Genomic DNA, 21,228 nt, shown 5'->3' with positions numbered 1-21,228 from the left:
CGCACGACCGTTGCGGTTCGGGTCGGCGCGGAGAGCGAGCGCATCGAGGAGGAGGGGCACCGGGTGCGCTGGGAGGAGGCGCGGGGCGGTGCGTCCGCGCCCTTCCAGACCATCGGCGGGCTGGCGGGCATGCTGCGCCGGGCCGGCCGCATCGTCATGGGGGACCCGTTCTCCCGCTACGTCCAACTGCTGCTGACGATCACCCGGGCCAAGGTCCTGGTCGTGGTCGACGACGGCACCGCGACCATGGAGTTCGTCGCCCAGCTGGCCCGCGGCGAACGCCTGGTCCGCTGGCACCGCAAGGGCGGCCGGCCCGGCGCCCGCGACCTCATCTTCGCGCCGGTCTCCTCCTCCGCCCGGCGCCGCCTCACCCCGAGCGCCCGGCGGCGCGTCGAGGTGTTCTCCTCCATGCCGGTGTCCGACATCCCGGACGGCGTCACCGTCACCGCCAACGACTTCGCCTGGACCCGGGCCCGCTTCGGCCCGCCCACCGTCACGGCGGGCGCCGACATGGTCGGCACCTCGCTGGTGGAGACCGGCGTGGTGGACGGCGAGCGCTATCTGGAGGCCGTGCGCACCCTGGCCAAGGCGCACGGGGCCACCCGTTACTTCGCCCACCGCCGCGAGCACCCCGACAAGCTGCGCCGGCTGGCCGCCGAGACGGGCCTGGAGATAGTGCGCCCGGAACTCCCGCTGGAGCTCGTCGCCCGGCGCGGACCCGTCGGCCGGACGATCCTCAGCTTCCCCTCCACGGTCGTCCACACCCTCCCGCTGGCCCTGGCCGGCACGGGGGTGCGCGTGGCGGTGTGCGACATCGACCCGGCCTGGCTCACGGACACCGCCTCCCCGCGCGCCCAGGGCTTCCTGTCCGGGGTGACCGGAACGGCCCGGGACGTGCACCGGCTGGCGGCGGTGAGCCTCGCCTAGCCGGAACCACGGACGGCGGGCCCCTCCGGGGCTTCGGCGAAGGAGGTGAAGGCCCCGGCCGGGGACGTGGGAACGCCCTGGCCGGGGTTTCGGAGCCGTGGATGGCCCGGTCGCGCTCGGCTCCGTCCGGGAGGAGGAGCCGGGGGGTGCCACACCGGCCGGGCCCGCGCCGCAGTCGCCGCCGCAGGGATGAGTACGGATACTCAGGCACCCCGCCATCACCTCTCGGTAGCGTCCTTCACATCGTGCACGGGACCAGCACGAGACGGCGGAGGGCCGCCGAAATCGGGGAGACGGGGAAACGGGGAGAACGTCACGCATGGCGTGGGACGAGTGGGAGCGACTGAAGGCGGATGCCGCGGCCCGCGGCTCCACGGGGATGCGGCTGAACCACGTTCCGTCGGAGCCGGGCGGTGGCGGGGTCGGCGACCTGAAGTCGGACAAGAAGGCCTGGACGAAGGCGGGCGAGGACACCAAGGGCCTCCTGGACGGCATCGGCAAGGCCCTGGGGAAGCTGGACGAGGGGCAGGCGGGGCTGGGAAACAGCTCCGGTGTGCAGTCGGCGGCGGCGCAGCAGGAGTTGTACGAGTCCTGGAAGAAGTACGTCGGTGAAGTCAAGGCCCGCTGCGGCGAGCTGGGCGGGCTGATGGAGAAGTCCGGGCACGACCTGGCGATGTCGGATGCCGATGTGAAGGCGGAGCTGGACAAGATCCAGGGCGAGTACCACGACACCGAGACCGTCGGCGGCCAGCCGAAGGGCCGGTGACGGGGTTCATGGACATCGCGACGCTGAAGGCCCTGAAGCCCTCGGAGTACGAGGAGGCGGCCGACGGGTACCGAGCCACGAGTGACATGGCGAGCACCGCCAAGGACACGGTCGAGAACCAGATATCGGCGGGTATCCGCAACCAGCTCAAGGGTGACGCGGCCGATGCGGCCTTGCGTGAGCTGAAGGAACTGGGCAAGAACCTGCACTACATCCAGACCGAGTGCGCGCTGGCCAGCACGGCGCTGAACGGGTTCGCGTACGACATGGCCGCCGCCAAGCGGAAGCTGGAGGCGGCCATCGAGGACGCCAAGGCGGCCGGCTGCGCGGTCGGCGCCGACGGCTCCGTCTCGTTCCCGGCGGGAGGCAAGGAGGTCGACGGCAAGGTGCCGGAGGGCGGCACGGTGGAGATGAGCACCAGTCCGACGGATCCGACATCGGCGTCGCTGGAGCGCACGGCGGCCAACATGCACCCCAATCCGAACTTCGGCAAGGCCATCGGCTTCGCGAACCGGATCGGTGACGCGCTGAAGGAGGCCACGGACGCGGACGCCAAGTGGGCGCCGAAGCTGCGCGCGCTGAAGGCCGACGACGACCTGGTGGTGTCCGACCGGGACTGGTCCGACGTCAAGTCCGACCAGGACGGGGTGGGTGAGGCCGGCAAGAAGTACCTGGACTCCCTGCCACACCCGCCCAAGGACGGCAGCCCCAAGGACAACGCGGCCTGGTGGAAGAGCCTCGACGACGACCAGAAGTCGGCCTACATCTCGATGCACCCCGACTCTGTGGGCGCCATGGACGGCCTCCCCGCAGCCGTACGGGACCAGGCCAACCGCACTGTCTTCGGCGAGGCGCGTGCGCAAGCCCAACTCGACTATGCGGCCTGGTTGAAGAAGCATCCCGAGCCCAAGCGGTACGAGCCCTACATCAGCCCGATCACCGGGCGGGAGGTGAAGTGGGCGCCGATGGTCGAGAGCCGGGAGTGGAAGAAGTGGGAGGAGGCACGCAAGGGGGCGCACAGCTCGCTCGACGGCATGGACGCGATCCAGAAGCGCTTCGACAACGTCACTGACGAGGGTGCTCGTCCTTATCTACTCGGCTTCGACACCCAGAACCGCGGCCACGCCATCGTGTCGATCGGCAACCCCGACACCGCCGACAACGTGGTCACCTATGTGCCGGGGACCGGCGCCAAGCTGAGCGGTCTCGACGGAGACATCCGGAGAGCCGAACTGCTTCAGGCGAAAGCGGAGAGGACGGGCTCCGGCCAGTCGACGGCATCGATCATGTGGCTCGGCTACGACGCCCCCCAGAGCCTCTTCGGCGACGCGACCGACGCGAAGTACGCCGACGCCGCCCGCGAGCCCCTGAGCAACTTTCTGCACGGCATCGACACCGCCCACCAGGGATCCGTGAACTCCACTCTGCTCGGCCACAGTTACGGTTCCCTCGTGGCGGGTGAGACCATGCGTGACCATCCCGACCTGCCGGTGGACAACGCGATCCTGGTGGGCAGCCCCGGCGCGGGCGTGGATCACGCCAAGGACCTCAACATCGGCGCCGACCACGTCTGGGCGGCCACCGCCAAGAACGACATCGTGAACCTCGCTCCGCCGCCGGCCGGTACGCTCGCACCGTTGAATCCGATGGCGTACTACCGCCTCTTCAATGATCACTCCATCATGTATGGAAATGATCCGATATCCGATGAATTTGGCGGTCAGAGGTTCCACGTCGCTGACGGCGACTCGGTCACCTGGGACTTCCAGGTGCCGGCTCACTCGCAGTACTGGGAGGGAGACTCCCTGACCAACATGGCGAAGATCGCGACCGGAGGGAAACCGTGAGACTGCGCAGAGCGCTATGCGGTGTCGCAGCGCTGATCACGACGATCACGGTTGCGGCATGCGGATCGAGTCAGGACGGGACCGGGACGGACGGCCCCTCATCGAAGCAGGTTGCGATGGACGAGCAGCAAGCGATGGAGCGCGCGGAGGAGATCATCCACCAGGCGGTGGACGGCATGTCGCCGAAGCCCGTCCTCAAGCGGGTCGGGCCCGAGCCGATTGGTGCCTGCGTCGCGGACGAGCACGGCTCCGGCGAGCGGGTGCAACTGAGTCTCACGTATCGGTTGACGGGAGTGCCGGACACCGAGGCCCGGAGCCTGGTCCGGCAAGCGCGGGACGCCTGGGTGAAGCGGGGCTACACGTTCCAGTCGTCGGATGCCGACTGGTCCGACCCGTACCCCACCGTGAGTATGCGAACCGGACCCGACGACTTCTGGATGGACGCCATTACCGGTGTCCTGGACAGGAAGAAGGGCACGGGTGTTGCTTCCCTCGGCGTCACCTCCCCCTGCTTCCCATCCAGTGAAGCCACCGCCACGGCCGACCCCGCCGCACTCCGTAGGACCACACCCGACGACCAGGCCGAGCATCGGGCCCTGGACCACTCCAGCCGTATCTACGACGCGCTTCAGGTGCCGCACGCCCCCGCCAGGGAAGGGGAGGGGCTGAGCACCTACCAGGACGCCGAGGTCACCTACGCCCACCACGCCTGGTCGACGCGGCCGCTCGCGGAGGAAGTCATGGCCCAGGCGATGCAGCGGGCCCATGCCTACTTCGTGAGTGCCGGCTGGACGGTACGGCACGTCCCGATGGCGAACGGCGTTCCCTCGCTCGCGGCGCACAACGCCGACGACGGGACCGTGGCCCGGCTGGCCCCTTCGGCTGACGGCACCCTCCGGGTCGCGGTATCCGCCCCGACGGCTGCATCCGTGTGACGGCACGAACGAGGCGGGCAGGAAGCACCTGGACTTCCTGCCGCTTCCACTCGAAGACGGCAGTCCCAAGGGCAACGCGAGCCAGGAGCGCTTCGACTCGACCGGCACGGCCGCCGACAGGATCACAAGGGACTGCCGGAGGCGTACCCGCTGGGATTCGACGCGGAGGGCAACGGCCGGGCGATCGTCGTCAACGGCAACCCGGACACGGCCCGGCACCAGGCCGTCTACGTACCGGGTACGACCGCGAACCTCGGCAAGATCGAGGGGCGACATCAACCGGATGACCTCCACCCGTCGGGTGGCCACCGACGAGGCCGACGGCCAGCCCGTCTCCACCATCACCTGGTGCGACTACGACCCGCCACTGCAGGCGAAGCCCTTCGAGAAGGGGGGCGGCCTGTTCCCGGAGGCGATGTCGGACGACTGGGCGGCCAAGTGCGGGCCGGGGATTCGACGAATCTGCGCAACCAGGCCCTCGTGATGGCAGGCCAGTACGACAAGGTGACTCTTGACTAAGAAGTGTGTGACTGCTGTAAGCGCGGCTCTGGCCGCCATCCTCTTGGGAGGCTGCTCTCAGGTGAGCGACGAGAAGGTCGGGAAGAAGGCTGACGTCCGCGACGAGCAAGCCGTCAAGCAGAGTGTCGAGCGGGCATCCAGCGATATCCTCGACATCCTGGCGGTGAAGGGCGAGGTCACCCAGTCGGGTGCCGTGGCCACCTCCTGCACGTCGTATCCGGAGGAGGACGAGGTGCACCGCATGCGGCACCCGTGGAGCGTCTACGGTGTGCCGGGCGACGATCCCGAAAAGGCCATGGACCGTGTGCGTGCGCAGCTGCCCGCCAAGGGATGGAAGATCGTCAAGGACGGCCCCGACAAGAGCCGGGCGAAGCTTCCGCAGATCGTGGCCAACTCGTCCGACGGCCGTCTGTCCGCCGACCTCCGCCTGTGGCGGGAGCCCGCCGACAGCAAGCGCTCGTCCATGATCGAGGTCACGGTGGTGTCCGACTGCTTCCGGAGCAAGCCCGACGGCACCACCCCGACGGGCTGACGAAGCCGTGCCGGCCGGGCCTTCCCGGTCGGCCCCTTCACCACGGCGGTCACCGGGAACCAGGAGAGACTTCCTGACGTGAAGATCAAGCCGGGCGTCCTCGCGGCCGCCGTACCCCTTGTGCTCGTCACCCTCACCGGATGCGACACGACTGGCAGCGGTTCCGGCATCCCCTCCGCCGGAAGGAGCACGTCGAGCGAGGCCGCAGACGCGGTGGAGGGTGTTTCCAGCGGCATCCACGACCTGATCGGCGTCAGGGGGCGGGCCTCCGAGGGCGGCCCCGGCGTCCAGGACTGCGGGGACAAGGACCGGGAGACATACTTCCGGATCTTCCACAAGTGGAGCTTCTATCCCGCGTCGGCGGACGACCTCGACGTCGCCATGCGGAACCTCAGGGAGGGGCTGCCCAAGCAGGGCTGGAAGATCGTCGAGTACGGCCCCGACAGCAGCGCCAACGAGAACCTCACCCTGATCGCCGACAACGACGGGCAGAAGGCCGGTGTCCACATCACCCAGATGAGGAAGAGGAACCCGCCCAAGCTCAGCCTGATGCTGGTCTCCGGCTGCTACCAGGTCCCCGACGGCCAGAAGGTCGAGCACTTCTAGCCGTCCGGTTCTTGGATACGGCGCGCGTGATCGCGGTGATGCGTGGTATCCGTGGTGGAGGAGGAAAACAAGGGTTCTACCCGTCACAGTCCGAAGCCATGCGCCCGCCGGTCAGATTTTCGTCCCCTAACGGGCTGAACTTTCGTTGTTCCGGGGGCAGTTGATCAGTGGGCGTTCTACCCTTCAGAGGGTGAAGCAATTGATGTCCCAAGAGTCCGGGTCCGGCCTTTCGGGGGATGTGCTCCCCGGCGTGCTGAGCGAGTCCCTGCACGCCGAACTCGTCGCCTTCCGGCGCGATTTGCACATGCACCCAGAGCTGGGCAACCAGGAGTTCCGCACGACCGCCGCGATCAAGGAACGGCTGGAGCTGGCCGGGCTCAGGCCCCGGGTGCTCGCGTCCGGGACCGGACTCGTCTGTGACATCGGGCTCGCGGAGGGGGAGCGGCCGAAGGAGCCGCTGCTCGCGCTGCGCGCCGACATCGACGCGCTGCCCATCCCGGACACCAAGGACGGCTGCCCGTACCGCTCGACCGTGCCCGACCGGGCGCACGCCTGCGGTCACGACGTGCACACCACCGTCGTCCTCGGCGCCGGGCTGGTCCTCGCCGACCTGCACGCCAAGGGCCTGCTGCCGCGTCCGGTACGGCTGGTCTTCCAGCCCGCCGAGGAGGTGCTGCCCGGTGGCGCGCTGTCCTCCATCGACGACGGTGTGCTGACCGACGTCGGCCGGATCCTCGCCGTGCACTGCGACCCGAGGGTGGAGGCCGGGAAGATCGGGCTGCGGCACGGGGCGATCACCAGCGCCTGCGACTGCCTGGAGGTCGCGCTCGACGGCCCCGGCGGGCACACCGCCCGCCCGCACCTGACCACCGACCTGGTCACCGCCGCCGCCCGGGTCGCCGTCGACGTGCCCGCGCTGATCGCCCGCCGGGTCGACACCCGCGTCGGGCTCGCCCTCACCTGGGGCCGGATCGAGTCGGGGCACGCGCCGAACGTGGTCCCGCAGCACGCGGAGCTGTCCGGGACCGTGCGCTGTCTGGACCTGGAGACCTGGCGGCAGGCCCCCGACATCGTGCACGCGGCCATCGACGAGGTCGCCACCCTGCACCGGGCCAAGTCCGAGATCACCTATGTGCGCGGGGTGCCGCCGGTCGTCAACGACCGGCAGTCCACCGAGCTGCTGCACCGGGCCATGGTCGCCCGGCGCGGCACGAAGTCGGTGGAGACCACCCAGCAGAGCCTCGGCGGCGAGGACTTCTCCTGGTACCTCGAGCACGTGCCGGGCGCGCTGGCCCGGCTCGGCGTGCAGCGGCCCGGCGAGCACCGGGTCCGCGACCTGCACCAGGGTGACTTCGACGCCGACGAGCACGCGATCACGGTGGGCGTGGAGATGTTCACCGCCGCCGCCTTCCTGGACGCGGCCACGGCGGAGAGGTGACCCGACGGGCCCCCGACGGACCGTTGCCGGGCGGGGGCCGGCGGGGTGGCCGGGGGCCGGAGCCGAAGCGGCCGGACGGCCCCCCGAGGGCCGCTCCTCCCCGCGGCGCAACACGGACGCAAGCCATTCGCGCACGGACGGCGACACGACGCGTATACAACCCGGACCCCGAGTTCAGACGGTGTTTGCCTCGAATCGATAACGGCTTCGCGAGAGGGTTTTTTGCGACATCTACGCGCGTTACGATGCCGCGAAGCCGACGCCGAAGGGGCGACTCGGCCGGAGCACCGGCAAGGTGCTCCCATCAAGCGCCGACATGGCGCTCAGGTCAGGTGAAGGAGCCTTCCCGTGCGCCGGGTAGCCAAGCTTTCTGCTGCGTGTATCGCGTCCGCAGCTCTCGCCGTGACTGCCACTGCCTGTGGCAGCACCTCCTCCGAGAAGGAGTCCTCCCCGTCCTCCGGCGGCGGCAAGGGGGTCAAGGTCGGCCTCGCCTTCGACGTCGGCGGCCGTGGCGACCGCTCCTTCAACGACTCCGCCGCGCGCGGTGCCGACAAGGCGAAGACGGAGTTCGGCGGTGACATCAAGGAGCTGACCGCCAAGACCTCGGACACCGAGGCCGACCGCGAGCAGCGCCTGTCGGACCTGGCGGAGGCCGGCTACAACCCGATCGTCGGCATCGGCTACGCCTACGCCGCCTCCATGACCAAGGTCGCCGCGCGGTACCCGAAGACCAGCTTCGGCATCGTCGACTCGGTCGTGAACGGCACCAACGTCGACAGCATCACCTTCACCGAGGAGCAGGGCTCCTACCTGGCCGGTGTCGCCGCCGCGCTGAAGAGCAAGTCGAAGCACGTGGGCTTCATCGGCGGTGTCGACGTCCCGCTGATCAAGAAGTTCGAGGCGGGTTACGTCCAGGGCGTCAAGGACACCGACCCGAAGATCAAGATCGACACCCAGTACCTGTCGCACGGCTCGGACACCTCCGGCTTCGCCAGCCCCGACAAGGGCAAGGAGGCCGCGCAGGGCATGCTGGACAACGGCGCCGACGTCGTCTACACGGCGGCCGGCTCCTCCGGCAACGGCGCCATCGAGGCCGTCGCCGGCAAGAAGGGCGCCTGGGCGATCGGCGTGGACTCGGACCAGTACAACGTCCCGGGCCTGGCCAAGTACAAGAACTCGATCCTGACCTCGATGGTCAAGAACGTCGACCTCGGCGTGTACGACTTCGTCAAGTCGGTCCACGACGGCAAGCCGCTGAGCGGCACCCACACCTACGCGCTCGCCCAGGACGGCGTGAAGCTCTCCCCGAGCGGTGGCTTCATCGACGACATCCAGGCCAAGCTGGACGCGGCGAAGAAGAAGATCGTCGACGGCTCCATCAAGGTCAAGACCACCCCGTGACCTGATGGGTCCGCTCGGACCCCGGCTCGGCGCGGGGGCCTCCCCAGCCCCCCGCCGAGCCATAACAATGTGTCAACTCTACGCGTGTAGCGCGGAGTTGCCGCGCTAGCGTCGCCGACGCCTGCCCCCTCCCCGCAGCCTCTTTCCCCGAGGAGAGTGCGCCATCAACGCGTCCAGCCCGCCCGCTGCCGTCGAACTGCGCGGCATCACCAAGCGTTTCCCCGGCGTCGTCGCCAACCGCGACATCGACATCACCGTACGCACGGGCACCGTCCACGCCCTGTGCGGTGAGAACGGTGCCGGCAAGTCCACCCTGATGAAGATCCTCTACGGCATGCAGCAGCCGGACGAGGGCACCATCACGGTCAACGGCGAGCAGGTCGTCCTGCACAACCCCGGCGACGCCATCGCCCGCGGCATCGGCATGGTGCACCAGCACTTCATGCTCGCCGACAACCTCACCGTGCTGGAGAACGTCGTCCTCGGCGCGGAGAAGCTGTACGGCATCGGGGGCCGCGCCCGCGCCAGGATCAAGGAGATCTCGGACGCGTACAGCCTGAACGTCCGGCCCGACGTCCTCGTGGAGGAGCTCGGTGTCGCCGACCGCCAGCGCGTGGAGATCCTCAAGGTCCTCTACCGCGGCGCCCGCACCCTCATCCTCGACGAGCCGACCGCCGTGCTCGTGCCGCAGGAGGTCGACGCGCTCTTCGACAACCTGCGCGAGCTGAAGGCCGAGGGCCTCACCGTCATCTTCATCTCCCACAAGCTGGGCGAGGTGCTGTCGGTCGCCGACGAGATCACCGTCATCCGGCGCGGCACCACCGTCGGCACCGCCGACCCGCGCACCACCACGCCCAAGCAGCTGGCCGAGCTGATGGTCGGCAGCGAGCTGCCCAGCCCGGACACCGAGGAGTCCACCGTCACGGACGTCCCGATGCTCACGCTGGACGGCGTCCACCTGACGCAGACCGGCCTCGACGGCATCGAGCGGATCATCCTCGACGAGATCTCCTTCACCATCCACAAGGGCGAGGTCCTCGGCATCGCCGGTGTGGAGGGCAACGGCCAGTCCGAGCTGGTCGAGGCGATCATGGGCATGCGGCAGCCCGACGCCGGCGTCATCACGCTCGACGGCGCCGACATCTCCCACGCCGCCACCCGCGACCGCCGCCTGGCCGGCATCGGCTACATCCCCGAGGACCGCCACCGCCACGGCCTGCTGCTGGAAGCGCCGCTGTGGGAGAACCGCATCCTCGGCCACGTCAGCGAGAAGCCCAACTCGCGCGGCGCGCTGCTCGACATCAAGGCGGCCCGCGCCGACACCGAGCGGATCGTGAAGTCGTACGACGTCCGCACCCCCGGCATCGACGTGACCGCGGCCTCGCTGTCCGGCGGCAACCAGCAGAAGCTGATCGTCGGCCGCGAGATGAGCCACAACCCCAAGCTGCTGATCGCCGCCCACCCCACCCGCGGTGTGGACGTCGGCGCCCAGGCGGCCATCTGGGACTACATCCGCGAGGCCCGCCGCGAGGGCCTGGCCGTACTGCTGATCTCCGCCGACCTGGACGAGCTGATCGGCCTGTCCGACACCCTGCGGGTGATGTACCGGGGCCGACTGGTCGCCGACGCCGACCCCGCCACCATCACCCCCGAAGAGCTGGGCTCCGCCATGACGGGTGCGGCCACCGGCCACCTGGAGCACACAGAGGACGACGAGCGATGAACAAGCTGACCTCACGCATCGACAAGGAGCGGCTGGCCCTCGGCATCGCCGCGCCGCTGCTGGCGGTCGTCGCCGCGCTCGTCGTCACCGCCCTGGTGATCCTCGCGACCGGCAAGAACCCCGGCGCCGCGTTCAGCGACATGATGAGCTACGGCTTCGCCAGCGACAGCCAGGTCTACATCCTGAACAAGGCCACCACGTACTACCTCGCCGGTATCGCGGTCGCCGTCGGCTTCCGGATGAACCTGTTCAACATCGGTGTCGACGGCCAGTACCGGCTCGCCGCGTTCATCGCCGCCGTCCTCGGCGGCGCGCTGACCGTGCCCGGCTGGCTCGCCATCCCGCTGATCATGATCTGCGCCATGGCGACCGGTGCCCTGTGGGCGGCCATCGCCGGTGTGCTGAAGGTGACCCGGGGCGTCAGCGAGGTCATCGCGACCATCATGCTGAACTCCATCGCCACCGCCGTCATCGGCTATCTGCTCCAGCCCGGGCGGCTCGGCGAACTCCAGCAGGGCGGCACCCTGGTCTCCACCAAGCCGCTGCCGTCGTCCTCCTTCTTCTTCAGCTTCGACACCGGCCCGGCCGGTGTGCTGGACGGCTTCATCGTCGTCGCCGTGATCGTCGGCCTCGCCTACTGGTTCGTGCTCGGCCGCACCCGGTTCGGCTTCGACCTGCGCACCGTCGGCCAGTCCGAGAGCGCCGCCGCCGCGAGCGGTGTGTCGGTGAAGAAGATGGTCGCCACCAGCATGATCATCTCGGGTGCGGTGGCCGGTCTGATCGGCATGCCCACGCTGCTGAACGAGAGCCACCAGTACGACAACAGCTTCCCCACCGGGATCGGCTTCACCGGCATCGCCATCGCGCTGCTCGGCCGCAACAACCCGATCGGCATCGCGCTCGGCGCCCTGCTCTGGGGCTTCCTGGAGCGCACCACCAACCACCTGGAGTTCCAGGGCTACGACAAGGAGATCCTCGGCGTGATCCAGGGCGTCATCGTCCTGTGCGTCGTGATCGCCTACGAGGTCGTCCGGCGCTACGGCCTCAAGCGCCAGCAGCAGCGGGTCGGCGCGGAGCTCGCCGCCCAGGCCGCCGCCCCGACGAAGAAGCAGGAGGTGGCGTGATGACTGCCACGATGACCGACACGCCGCCGCCCGCGGCGCCCAAGGCACCCGGCGCGCCCCAGCGGTCGGGCCGCTCCACCGGCCAGATCCTCATGATCGTCGCCGGTGCCCTGCTGCTCCTCGCGGCCGTCCGGATGATCACCGACTCCAACCAGCTGGACTCCTCCGGCCAGGTCGCCGCCGCCCTCGGCCTCGCCGTGCCGATCGGCCTCGCCGGACTCGCCGGCCTGTGGTCCGAGCGGGCCGGCGTGGTCAACATCGGCCTCGAAGGCATGATGATCCTCGGCACCTTCGGCGCCGGCTGGGTCGGCTGGCAGTCCAGCCCCTGGCTCGGCCTGCTGTGCGGCATCGGCTTCGGCGTCCTCGGCGGCCTGGTGCACGCCGTCGCCACCATCACCTTCGGCGTCGACCACATCGTCTCCGGCGTCGCCGTCAACCTGCTCGCGCTCGGTGCCACCCAGTACCTCGCCAAGCTGTTCTTCGCCGACGGCACGGCGGCGCAGGAGGGCGGCAACCCCAAGCAGTCCCCGCCCGCGGACTCGCTGCCCGACATCACCGTCCCCGGCCTGTCCGACGGCCTCGCCTCCATCGAGAAGCACCACTGGTTCCTGGTCTCCGACCTCGCCGGCATCGTCGGCGGGCTGGTCACCAACCTGTCCGTGATCACGATCGTGGCCGTGCTGCTGTTCGCCGGCAGCTGGTGGCTGCTGTGGCGCACCCCGTTCGGGCTGCGGCTGCGCTCCTGCGGCGAGAACCCGGTCGCCGCGGAGTCCCTCGGCGTCAACGTCTACCAGTACAAGTACGCGGCCGTCGCCGTCTCCGGCGGTCTGGCCGGCCTCGGCGGCGCGTTCCTCGCGCTGGTCACCTCGCACACCTACCTGGAGGGCCAGACCGCGGGCCGCGGCTACATCGGTCTCGCCGCCATGATCTTCGGCAACTGGCGGCCCGGCGGGCTGGCCATGGGCGCGGGTCTGTTCGGCTACTCCGACGCCCTCCAGCTGCGCAACGGCGGCGTCACCGTGCACGCGCTGCTGCTGCTCCTGGTGGTCCTGCTCGCGCTGCTGGCCGGCTGGAAGCTGTACAAGAAGGCCGTGGTCCAGGGCGTGGTCAGTGCCGTCATGGCCGCGCTGGTGCTGGTCTGGTACCTGCTCACCGACGAGGTCCCGAGCGACTTCGTGGGCGCCACCCCGTACGTCGTCACGCTGCTCGTGCTCTCGCTGTCCGCGCAGCGGCTGCGGATGCCCAAGGCGGACGGCATGCGCTACCGGAAGGGCCAGGGCAAATGACCCGGCACGACGAGGCCTTCGACTGGGAGCCGCTGCGCGCCCGGGCGCGGGAGGCCATGTCCCACGCCTACGCCCCCTACTCGGGCTACCCGGTCGGGGTCGCGGCCCTGGTCGACGACGGCCGCACGGTCACCGGCTGCAACGTGGAGAACGCCTCCTACGGCCTCGGCCTGTGCGCCGAGTGCGGCCTGGTCTCCGAGCTCCAGCGCACCGGCGGCGGCCGGCTGACCCACTTCACCTGCGTCGACGGCGCCGGGGCCCTGCTGGTCCCGTGCGGCCGCTGCCGCCAGCTGCTGTACGAGTTCGGCGGCCCGGACCTGCTGCTGGACACCCCTGCGGGCGTCCTGACGCTCGCCGAGATGCTGCCCCAGGCCTTCGGCCCGGACCATCTCACCCAGTAACGCCGTACGGCCCCCCTGCACCGTCCGCAGGGGGGCCGCGCACTTCGCACCTCCCGGAAGGAAGCCCCAGCCATGGCCATGGACGCCATCTCCGTCATCCGCACCAAGCGGGACCGCGGCGAGCTGACCGACCAGCAGATCGACTGGGTCATCGACGCGTACACCCGCGGCGAGGTCGCCGACGAGCAGATGTCCGCGCTCGCCATGGCGATCCTGCTCAACGGCATGAACCGCCGCGAGATCGCCCGCTGGACGGCCGCCATGATCGCCTCCGGCGAGCGCATGGACTTCTCCTCGCTCTCCCGCCCGACGGCCGACAAGCACTCCACGGGCGGTGTCGGCGACAAGATCACGCTGCCGCTGGCCCCGCTCGTCGCGGCCTGCGGGGCGGCCGTGCCCCAGCTCTCCGGCCGGGGCCTCGGCCACACCGGCGGCACCCTCGACAAGCTGGAGTCCATCCCCGGCTGGCGCGCCCTGCTGTCCAACGAGGAGATGCTGAACGTCCTCGACACCACCGGCGCGGTGATCTGCGCGGCGGGCGACGGCCTGGCCCCCGCCGACAAGAAGCTCTACGCGCTGCGGGACGTGACCGGCACGGTCGAGGCCATCCCGCTGATCGCCTCCTCGATCATGTCCAAGAAGATCGCCGAGGGCACCGGTTCGCTGGTGCTGGACGTCAAGGTGGGCTCGGGCGCCTTCATGAAGACGATCGAGGACGCCCGCGAACTGGCGTCCACGATGGTCGGCCTCGGCACCGACCACGGGGTGAAGACGGTCGCGCTGCTCACGGACATGTCCACCCCGCTGGGCCTGACGGCGGGCAACGCGCTGGAGGTGCGCGAGTCCGTGGAGGTCCTGGCGGGCGGCGGCCCGGCGGACGTCGTGGAACTGACGCTCGCGCTGGCCCGCGAGATGCTGGACGCCGCCGGCCTGAAGGACGCCGACCCGGCGAAGGCACTGGCCGACGGCTCCGCGATGGACGTCTGGCGCCGGATGATCGCGGCCCAGGGCGGCGACCCGGACGCCCCGCTGCCCACGTCGCGGGAACAGCACGTGGTGACGGCCCCCGCCACCGGTGTCCTGACCCGCCTCGACGCCTACGACATCGGCATCGCCGCCTGGCGCCTGGGCGCCGGCCGCGCCCGCAAGGAGGACCCGGTGCAGGCGGCGGCGGGCGTCGAGCTCCACGCCAAGCCGGGCGACCGGGTGACCGAGGGCCAGCCCCTCCTCACCCTCCACACCGACACCCCCGAACGCTTCGAGTACGCCCTCCAGGCCGTGACGGACTCCTACGACATCGCGGCCCCGGGCACCACCTACGAGCCCACCCCGGTGGTCCTGGAACGCATCGCCTGACCTGCGGTTTCCCCAATCGGGTGAACGGGACCGGCCGCCTCGCGCCGGTCCCGTCCGGCATTCGGGGCCGCGGCGGGCCCGCCCGCGATGAGTTCCGGCCGCCCGGGCGGTCTATCCGCACGTGGATGCCAAGACGCCCGCCGTGCTCGTGCTGACCGGCCCCGTGCGCCCTGACGAGATGGCGGGGTGGTGTGCCGTCGTGCGGGAAGCGCTCGCGGGCGGGGCGGGCGGGGTGGTCGTGTGCGACGTGGGCGGGCTCGGGCCGCCGGGGCTGGCGGCCGTCGATCTGCTCGCCCGGCTGGAGCTGACCGCCCGCCGGGCCGGCGGGCGGATACGGCTGCGGGACGCCTCCCCCGGGCTAGTCGCCCTGTTGGGCCTGCTCGGCCTCCGCTTCCAGACGGAGGGGCAGGCCGAAGAGCGGGAACCACCGCTGGGTGTCGAGGAAGCAGTGGAAACCGGTGATCCGGCCGGCTGAGATCTCCAGAACCTGCACCGCCCACGGCGTGAATCCGCCGTTGTCCGGGTCCGGCTTGTAGTGCGCGAACCCCGGCAGGCCGTTGGCCTGGACCGGCACCAGCCGGGAGCCGGCGCAGGAGGCGCCGATGGTGGTCATGAAGCCGGTGATGTCGGCCGTGCCGCGCAGCCACAGGTCGAACGGCGGCATCGTCATGATGGCGTCCTCGTGCAGCAGCGCCGTCAGCGCCGTCATGTCGTAGCCCTCGAACGCCTTGACGTACCGCTCCAGCAGCTTGCGCTGCTCCTCGTCCAGCGGATCGGACACCGCCCCCTCGGACCCCGCGTCCGACCGCTCCGCGAGCGTGGCCCGGGCCCGCTGCAACGCGCTGTTCACCGACGCCACCGAGGTCTCCAGCAGCTCGGCCACCTCGCTCGCCCTCCACGCGAGCACCTCGCGCAGGATCAGCACCGCCCGCTGCTTGGGCGGCAGTTGCTGGAGCGCCGCCATGAAGGCGAGCCGCACCGACTCCTTGGCGACCGCCGCCTCCGCCGGGTCCGTCACGGCCGGCAGCACCCGCGCGTCCGGCATCGGCTCCAGCCAGGTGTGGTCCGGGCGCGGGTTGAGCGCCGCCTGCGCGAGCGGGGTGGCCTCGGACAGGTCCATCGGCCGGGCCCGCTTGTTGCCCGCCGACAGCATGTCCAGGCACACGTTCGTCGCGATCCGGTACAGCCACGACCTGAGCGAGGAACGGCCCTCGAACTTCTCGTGGTTCCGCCAGGCCCGCACCAGGGTGTCCTGTACCGCGTCCTCGGCCTCGAAGGAGGAGCCGAGCATCCGGTAGCAGTACCCGGTCAGTTCGGTCCGGTGCTTCTCCAGTGCGACATCGAGGTCCGCCGTCGCCGTTCCGTTGCCCATCGTCCACCCACCCCTGTGGCCATCCCAGTGGCGCACCGTCGCGCCCCAGCACCTCGGAAGCTACCGCAGCCCACCGACAATGACCGCCGGAGTCGGAAAACGTCCGGTGCGCGAGGACCGCCCGGTGCCCGCGGGCGTCAGCGCGCCACGGCCCCTACGGAAGTCCGCCCGGGGTTCACCACCGACCGCCGCGCCGCCACGGAACCGAGCACGGTGATCGCCACCACGCCCGCCACCGCCAGCAGCCCGACGCCGACCGTGCCCGCCCAGCCGCCCGTGCGGAAGGCCAGCGCGCCGACCGTGCTGCCCACGCTGGAGCCGATGTAGTACGCCGACTGGTACAGCGCCGACGCCTGCGCGCGGCCGTGCGTGGCCGTCTTGCCGACCGCCGAGGAGGCCACCGCGTGCCCGGCGAAGAAGCCCGCCGTGATCAGCACCAGGCCCAGCAGGACCAGCGGCAGCGACGCGGCAAGGGACAGCAGCAGCCCCGCCGCCGTCGTACCGCCCGCCAGGTACAGCGCGCCCCGGCGGCCGAACCGGCCCACCAGCCGGCCCGCGGCCGAGGCGGACACCGTGCCCACCAGGTACACCAGGAAGATCGAGCCCACGATGCCCTGCGGCAGCCCGAACGGCGCCGCCGTCAGCCGGTAGCCGATCACCGTGTAGACCCCGCCGAACACCGTCATGAACAGCGCGCCGATCGCGTACAGCCGGCGCAGCAGCGGGTCGGCGAGGTGGCCGCGGACCGTGCCGAGCAGGACCCGGGGCCGCAGCGAGCCGGGCGTGAAGTGGCGCGGGGCGGGCAGCAGCAGCCGGAACGCCACCGCGCACACGACCGCGAGGGCGCCGATGACGCCGACCGAGACCCGCCAGCCCCACTCCTGCGCGACCCAGCCGGTGATCACCCGGCCGCTCATGCCACCGACGCTGTTGCCCGCCACGAACAGACCGATCGCGGTGACCAGCGCCTTCGGCCGGACCTCCTCGGCCAGATAGGCCGTGGCCGAGGCCGGCAGCCCGGCCAGCGCCGCGCCCTGCACACCCCGCAGCACCACCAGCGCGCCGATCGACGGCGCGAAGGGCACCAGCAGACCGACGGCGACGGCGACGGCCAGCGAGGCCGTCATCACCGTACGGCGGCCGAACCGCTCCGACAGCGCGCTCATCGGCAGCACGAACAGGGCCAGTCCGCCGGTCGCCGCCGCCACCGTCCAGCTCGCCTCGCTCGCCGCGACCCCGAACTCCCCGGAGATCAGCGGCAGCAGCGCCTGGGTGGAGTACAGCAGGGCGAAGGTCGCGACTCCGGCGAGGAAGAGGGCGAGGCTCATCCGGCGGTAGCCGGGGCCGCCCGGAGTCATACGGGAGTCGGAGCCGGTGACGTCGGAGCCGGAGGAGTCGGGGACGGGAACGGACGGTACGGCGCCCACACTGGTGGACGCCCCGGTACTGGCGGGAGACATGCCTCGACCGTACGGACGGTCCGGCTCATGCGTCCAATGCATGGAACGGCCATAATCGTTCCCATGGCGCATCAGCGAAGCTCACAGCCTCGACTGTCACCGTTCGGTGACACAGAAGACATGGCGCTGTCGCTCGCGCCCCGCCTCGCCTACTTCGCCGGGGTGGCCCGCACGGAGCACGTCACCCGGGCCGCACAGGAGCTGAACGTCCCCCAGTCCACCCTCTCGCGCGCGATGGTCCGCCTGGAGCGGGACCTGGGCGTCGAGCTGTTCGCCCGGCACGGCCGCACGGTCTCCCTGACCACCGCCGGCCGCACCTTCCTCGCCTCCGTGGAGCGGGCCCTCGCCGAGATCGAACGGGCCGCCGAGGAGGTCCGCGCGGACGCCGACCCGGCCACCGGCAAGGTCGCCTTCGGCTTCCTGCACACCATGGGCGCGGAGACCGTACCGGGCCTGCTGCACGCCTTCCGCGCCGACCACCCGCGCGTCCGCTTCAGCCTGGTGCAGAACCACGGCGAGGCGATGCTGGAGCGGCTGCGCGCCGGCGACTTGGACCTGTGCCTCACCTCGCCGGTCCCCGACGGCCCCGACCTGGTCGCACGCCGCCTGGACGAGCAGAAGCTGCGCCTGGTCGTCCCCGCGGACCACCGGCTGGCCGCCCGCCGCCGCATCCGCCTGGCCGAGGCGGCCGAGGAAACCTTCGTCACCCTGGAGCCCGGCTACGGCCTGCGCCGCATCACCGACGACCTGTGCCGCCAGGCGGGCTTCCGGCCCAGGGTCGCCTTCGAGGGCGAGGAGGCCGAAACCCTGCGGGGCCTGGTCGCGGCCGGACTCGGCGTGGCCCTGCTGCCCCCGCCGACGGTCCCCCGGCCCGGTGTGGTCGAACTGACGGTGACGGCCCCGCGAGCGGTCCGGGAGATCGGCGTGGCGTGGCTGGCCGACCGCCCGGACACCCCGCCGGTGGCGGCGTTCAAGAAGTTCCTGCTGTCCAGAAGGGGCAACCTGCTGCCCTGAAGGACCTTTCCCGCTCGCGGGACCGACGGCGGCTTCGTCACCCGCTTCCACGGCGACTCCCGCTTTCCGCCGAGCCCGCGCGCTACCGCCGCAGCGACCGCCCGAACCCCGCCGCCAGCGGCATCCTCAGGCCGATCGGCGGGGGAGCCGCAAGGGCGTCCTCCACCGGCCGGGAGACGGGGTGGCCGAACAGGGCACCCAGCACGAAGTCGCAGGTCAGGGCGAGGACTTCGGAGCGGTGGCCGTGCAGTGCGTGACCGTCGGAGTGGACCTCGAAGCGGCACACCTCGCGGTTCGCCTTCTTCGCCCGCGCCGCGTAGCGGAAGGACAGCTCCGGGTCGGTGCGCTCGTCGTTCGTGCCGTGGGCGATCAGGACCCGGCGGCCCACCAGCTGCTTCACCGGTTCCGCGGGAGCGGCGACGTCCTCCTCCGGAAGCCACGGGGCCAGCGCCACCACGGAGTTGACGGCCTCGTGGCCGCCGGAGCGCAGTGCCGCCCGGCCGCCCATGTCGACACCGACCAGGCACACGGGGACATCGCCGTAGCGGCGCACGACCTCCTCGGCGGCCCACTCGGCATCCGCCGCCAGGTGCGCCTCGCCGCCGTTCCAGCCGCGGTAGCGGTAGCGGACCAGGTGCACCGCCAGCCCCTCGGCGCGGCCCGCGCGGGCGAGCGCGCGGCCCAGGGAACGGACCAGGGAGAGGGGCCGCACGGGCGATGGCCGGCGGGTGGAGGCCTCCTGGCCGTCGGGGAGCAGCAGCACCGCTCCGCACACCGGTGTCGGCGCCGGGCCGACCGCCTTTCCCAGCCTGGCCGTTCGCACCGGCGTCACTTGCTGTCCCATGACAGAACAGTGTCAGAAGGGGCGGTATACGAAACCCGTACGGCGGGTCACCGTTGCGTATCGACGGAAAAGCGCCGGAGACAATGCCGTACACCGGGCGCTCGGCGCGTAGGAGTTAGAGTGCGGAAATGACGAGCCAGACCGCACCAAAAGGGGCCGTCCCGGCGGCCGTTCCGGCCGGCGTTCCCACGCCGGACCAGATCCGCCGGGCGCCCAAGGTACTGCTGCACGATCATCTCGACGGCGGGCTGCGCCCCCGTACCGTGGTCGAACTCGCCCGGGAACACGGTTATGCCGGGCTGCCCGAGACCGACCCGGACCGGCTGGGCGGCTGGTTCCGGCGGGCCGCGGACTCCGGGTCCCTGGAGCGGTACCTGGAGACCTTCCGGCACACCGCCGGGGTGATGCAGACCCGGCAGGCCCTGATCCGGGTCGCCCGGGAGTGCGCCGAGGACCTCGCCGCGGACGGGGTCGTCTATGCCGAGGTGCGCTACGCGCCCGAACAGCACCTGGACGCCGGGCTGACCCTCGAGGAGGTGGTCGAGGCCGTCGACGAGGGGTTCCGGCAGGGCGAGCGGCTGGCCCGGGAGAACGGGCACCGCATCCGCGTCGGTGCCCTGCTCACCGCCATGCGGCACGCGGCCCGCTCCCTGGAGATCGCCGAACTCGCCAACCACTACCGGGACTCCGGCGTGGTCGGCTTCGACATCGCCGGCGCCGAGGCCGGTCACCCGCCCACCCGGCACCTGGACGCCTTCGAATATCTGAAGCGGGAGAACAACCACTTCACCATCCACGCCGGCGAGGCCTTCGGGCTGCCGTCCATCTGGCAGGCGCTCCAGTGGTGCGGGGCCGACCGGCTCGGGCACGGCGTGCGGATCGTGGACGACATCGACGTCCACGAGGACGGCTCGGTCACGCTCGGCCGGCTCGCCTCCTACGTGCGGGACAAGCGCATCCCGCTGGAGCTGTGCCCCACCTCCAACCTCCAGACCGGCGCCGCCCCCTCCTACGCCGAGCACCCGATCGGACTGCTGCGCCGGCTGCACTTCCGGGTCACCGTGAACACCGACAACCGGCTGATGTCGCACACCAGCATGAGCCGGGAATTCGAGCACCTTGTCGACGCGTTCGGTTACACGCTCGACGACCTCCAATGGTTCTCCGTCAATGCGATGAAATCGGCGTTCATTCCTTTCGATGAAAGACTCGCGATGATCAACGATGTCATCAAGCCCGGATATGCCGAGCTGAAATCCGAATGGCTGTTCCGGCAGACCGCGTCTACCAGCGGTTCCGGCCGCTCGGAGGGCTGAGGGCCGTAGGCCGGACGAGGGGGAGGGCGGGCGCGCTTTCCCGTTGCGCCCGTATTTCGGTGTTTGCGGTGGATGGTGTGCGGTGTTTACGGTCGTGGATCGCTCGGATCGTTTGTGAGCTTCCGTCTCCGCACGCAAGGACGCATGCACCATGAAGCAGTCTGCTGCCAAGACCCTCGGTGTCGCCGCCCTGGGCGCCGCCGTCGCCGCCATCGGCGCGGGCACGGCCAACGCGGCCCCGGCCGCCCCGGACGCCGCCCACACCCTGGACACCGTCACGAAGCTGCTGCCGCCCGGGCAGGTCGTGGACGCGCTGCCCGACAGCGGAGCGGTGAAGACGCTCAAGCCCGTGGCCAAGCGC

At 70.9% G+C, this 21,228-nt stretch carries 19 protein-coding genes and 2 pseudogenes; 18 read left to right on the top strand and 3 right to left on the bottom strand.

Annotated elements, in window-relative coordinates:
• From H5J33_RS03915 to H5J33_RS03845, 15 genes and pseudogenes are all read left to right on the top strand, one after another.
• A pseudogene (locus H5J33_RS03915) lies at positions 1–927 on the top strand (hypothetical protein); the annotation flags it as partial.
• A 319-nt stretch (positions 928–1,246) separates the two neighbouring features.
• The gene (locus H5J33_RS03910; protein WP_181793371.1) at positions 1,247–1,693 is read left to right on the top strand and encodes a hypothetical protein; all 447 of its coding nucleotides are present in this window, start codon (positions 1,247–1,249) and stop codon (positions 1,691–1,693) included.
• Between the two features lie 8 nt (positions 1,694–1,701).
• Complete coding sequence (locus H5J33_RS03905) at positions 1,702–3,540, top strand: alpha/beta hydrolase (protein ID WP_181793370.1); 1,839 nt, start codon at positions 1,702–1,704, stop codon at positions 3,538–3,540.
• Positions 3,537–4,475, top strand: a complete 939-nt coding sequence (locus H5J33_RS03900; RefSeq protein WP_181793369.1) for a hypothetical protein — start codon at positions 3,537–3,539, stop codon at positions 4,473–4,475. The genes H5J33_RS03905 and H5J33_RS03900 overlap by 4 nt, the downstream gene beginning before the upstream one ends.
• A gap of 283 nt (positions 4,476–4,758) precedes the next feature.
• Positions 4,759–4,959 carry a hypothetical protein gene (locus tag H5J33_RS38595; RefSeq protein ID WP_399552761.1) on the top strand — a complete coding sequence of 67 codons (201 nt, stop codon included), beginning with the start codon at positions 4,759–4,761 and terminating at the stop codon, positions 4,957–4,959.
• 96 nt (positions 4,960–5,055) lie between these two features.
• Entirely contained in the window at positions 5,056–5,526 is a 471-nt protein-coding gene (locus tag H5J33_RS03890; RefSeq protein ID WP_181793368.1) for a hypothetical protein, read from the top strand.
• A 78-nt stretch (positions 5,527–5,604) separates the two neighbouring features.
• Positions 5,605–6,132 carry a hypothetical protein gene (locus tag H5J33_RS03885; protein WP_181793367.1) on the top strand — a complete coding sequence of 176 codons (528 nt, stop codon included), beginning with the start codon at positions 5,605–5,607 and terminating at the stop codon, positions 6,130–6,132.
• Positions 6,133–6,334: 202 nt separating this feature from the next.
• Complete coding sequence (locus tag H5J33_RS03880) at positions 6,335–7,570, top strand: amidohydrolase (RefSeq protein ID WP_181793366.1); 1,236 nt, start codon at positions 6,335–6,337, stop codon at positions 7,568–7,570.
• Between the two features lie 348 nt (positions 7,571–7,918).
• Positions 7,919–8,971, top strand: coding sequence for a BMP family protein (locus H5J33_RS03875; protein ID WP_181793365.1), 1,053 nt, complete (start codon positions 7,919–7,921; stop codon positions 8,969–8,971).
• Between the two features lie 196 nt (positions 8,972–9,167).
• A complete protein-coding gene (locus tag H5J33_RS03870; RefSeq protein ID WP_181793373.1) occupies positions 9,168–10,694 on the top strand; it encodes an ABC transporter ATP-binding protein in 1,527 nt (508 codons plus the stop codon).
• A complete protein-coding gene (locus H5J33_RS03865) occupies positions 10,691–11,818 on the top strand; it encodes an ABC transporter permease (protein WP_181793364.1) in 1,128 nt (375 codons plus the stop codon). The genes H5J33_RS03870 and H5J33_RS03865 overlap by 4 nt, the downstream gene beginning before the upstream one ends.
• Positions 11,818–13,104 carry an ABC transporter permease gene (locus tag H5J33_RS03860; RefSeq protein ID WP_181793363.1) on the top strand — a complete coding sequence of 429 codons (1,287 nt, stop codon included), beginning with the start codon at positions 11,818–11,820 and terminating at the stop codon, positions 13,102–13,104. Before H5J33_RS03865 ends, H5J33_RS03860 begins: the two co-directional genes overlap by 1 nt.
• Entirely contained in the window at positions 13,101–13,505 is a 405-nt protein-coding gene (locus tag H5J33_RS03855) for a cytidine deaminase (protein WP_181793362.1), read from the top strand. Before H5J33_RS03860 ends, H5J33_RS03855 begins: the two co-directional genes overlap by 4 nt.
• Before the next feature lie 72 nt (positions 13,506–13,577).
• Positions 13,578–14,861 (top strand): thymidine phosphorylase, encoded by a 1,284-nt coding sequence (locus tag H5J33_RS03850; RefSeq protein ID WP_181793361.1) that lies wholly within the window; start codon positions 13,578–13,580, stop codon positions 14,859–14,861.
• Between the two features lie 178 nt (positions 14,862–15,039).
• The gene (locus H5J33_RS03845; RefSeq protein WP_181793372.1) at positions 15,040–15,336 is read left to right on the top strand and encodes an STAS domain-containing protein; all 297 of its coding nucleotides are present in this window, start codon (positions 15,040–15,042) and stop codon (positions 15,334–15,336) included.
• On the opposite strand, the gene H5J33_RS03840 is transcribed toward H5J33_RS03845, so the two are convergent.
• Positions 15,220–16,233: a sigma-70 family RNA polymerase sigma factor gene (locus H5J33_RS03840; RefSeq protein ID WP_181793360.1), complete on the bottom strand. Its 1,014-nt coding sequence runs from the start codon at positions 16,231–16,233 to the stop codon at positions 15,220–15,222. The genes H5J33_RS03845 and H5J33_RS03840 overlap by 117 nt on opposite strands.
• Positions 16,234–16,370: 137 nt before the next feature.
• The gene (locus H5J33_RS03835; RefSeq protein WP_181793359.1) at positions 16,371–17,693 is read right to left on the bottom strand and encodes an MFS transporter; all 1,323 of its coding nucleotides are present in this window, start codon (positions 17,691–17,693) and stop codon (positions 16,371–16,373) included.
• A 63-nt stretch (positions 17,694–17,756) separates the two neighbouring features.
• Between H5J33_RS03835 and H5J33_RS03830 the strand changes: the two genes are divergently transcribed.
• Positions 17,757–18,707 (top strand): LysR family transcriptional regulator, encoded by a 951-nt coding sequence (locus H5J33_RS03830; RefSeq protein ID WP_181793358.1) that lies wholly within the window; start codon positions 17,757–17,759, stop codon positions 18,705–18,707.
• A gap of 82 nt (positions 18,708–18,789) precedes the next feature.
• Here H5J33_RS03830 and H5J33_RS03825 read toward each other — a convergent pair whose 3' ends face one another.
• On the bottom strand, positions 18,790–19,551 hold the full coding sequence (locus H5J33_RS03825; protein ID WP_181793357.1) for an alpha/beta hydrolase: 762 nt from the start codon (positions 19,549–19,551) through the stop codon (positions 18,790–18,792).
• A 128-nt stretch (positions 19,552–19,679) separates the two neighbouring features.
• Here H5J33_RS03825 and H5J33_RS03820 point away from each other — a divergent pair, with 128 nt between their 5' ends.
• Together H5J33_RS03820 and H5J33_RS03815 are read left to right on the top strand one after the other, a co-directional pair.
• Positions 19,680–20,867 carry an adenosine deaminase gene (locus H5J33_RS03820; RefSeq protein WP_181793356.1) on the top strand — a complete coding sequence of 396 codons (1,188 nt, stop codon included), beginning with the start codon at positions 19,680–19,682 and terminating at the stop codon, positions 20,865–20,867.
• Between the two features lie 151 nt (positions 20,868–21,018).
• Positions 21,019–21,228: pseudogene (locus tag H5J33_RS03815) on the top strand (ATP-binding protein); the annotation flags it as partial.

Origin of the sequence: Streptomyces sp. WELS2, from assembly GCF_013870595.1 — a bacterium.
Lineage (GTDB): Bacteria > Actinomycetota > Actinomycetes > Streptomycetales > Streptomycetaceae > Streptomyces.
The sequence above is the reverse complement of the archived record's forward strand: the minus strand, read 5'-3'. Positions and strand labels throughout refer to the sequence as shown.

Excerpts from the sequence above, each read along its gene's own strand:
- H5J33_RS03910 (WP_181793371.1), top strand. The coding sequence starts at position 1,247 with ATGGCGTGGGACGAGTGGGAGCGACTGAAGGCGGATGCCGCGGCCCGC.
- H5J33_RS03905 (WP_181793370.1), top strand. The coding sequence starts at position 1,702 with ATGGACATCGCGACGCTGAAGGCCCTGAAGCCCTCGGAGTACGAGGAG.
- H5J33_RS38595 (WP_399552761.1), top strand. The coding sequence starts at position 4,759 with ATGACCTCCACCCGTCGGGTGGCCACCGACGAGGCCGACGGCCAGCCC.
- H5J33_RS03880 (WP_181793366.1), top strand. The coding sequence starts at position 6,335 with ATGTCCCAAGAGTCCGGGTCCGGCCTTTCGGGGGATGTGCTCCCCGGC.
- H5J33_RS03865 (WP_181793364.1), top strand. The coding sequence starts at position 10,691 with ATGAACAAGCTGACCTCACGCATCGACAAGGAGCGGCTGGCCCTCGGC.
- H5J33_RS03860 (WP_181793363.1), top strand. The coding sequence starts at position 11,818 with ATGACTGCCACGATGACCGACACGCCGCCGCCCGCGGCGCCCAAGGCA.
- H5J33_RS03855 (WP_181793362.1), top strand. The coding sequence starts at position 13,101 with ATGACCCGGCACGACGAGGCCTTCGACTGGGAGCCGCTGCGCGCCCGG.
- H5J33_RS03850 (WP_181793361.1), top strand. The coding sequence starts at position 13,578 with ATGGCCATGGACGCCATCTCCGTCATCCGCACCAAGCGGGACCGCGGC.
- H5J33_RS03845 (WP_181793372.1), top strand. The coding sequence starts at position 15,040 with ATGGCGGGGTGGTGTGCCGTCGTGCGGGAAGCGCTCGCGGGCGGGGCG.
- H5J33_RS03840 (WP_181793360.1), bottom strand. The coding sequence starts at position 16,233 with ATGGGCAACGGAACGGCGACGGCGGACCTCGATGTCGCACTGGAGAAG.
- H5J33_RS03835 (WP_181793359.1), bottom strand. The coding sequence starts at position 17,693 with ATGTCTCCCGCCAGTACCGGGGCGTCCACCAGTGTGGGCGCCGTACCG.
- H5J33_RS03830 (WP_181793358.1), top strand. The coding sequence starts at position 17,757 with ATGGCGCATCAGCGAAGCTCACAGCCTCGACTGTCACCGTTCGGTGAC.
- H5J33_RS03825 (WP_181793357.1), bottom strand. The coding sequence starts at position 19,551 with ATGGGACAGCAAGTGACGCCGGTGCGAACGGCCAGGCTGGGAAAGGCG.
- H5J33_RS03820 (WP_181793356.1), top strand. The coding sequence starts at position 19,680 with ATGACGAGCCAGACCGCACCAAAAGGGGCCGTCCCGGCGGCCGTTCCG.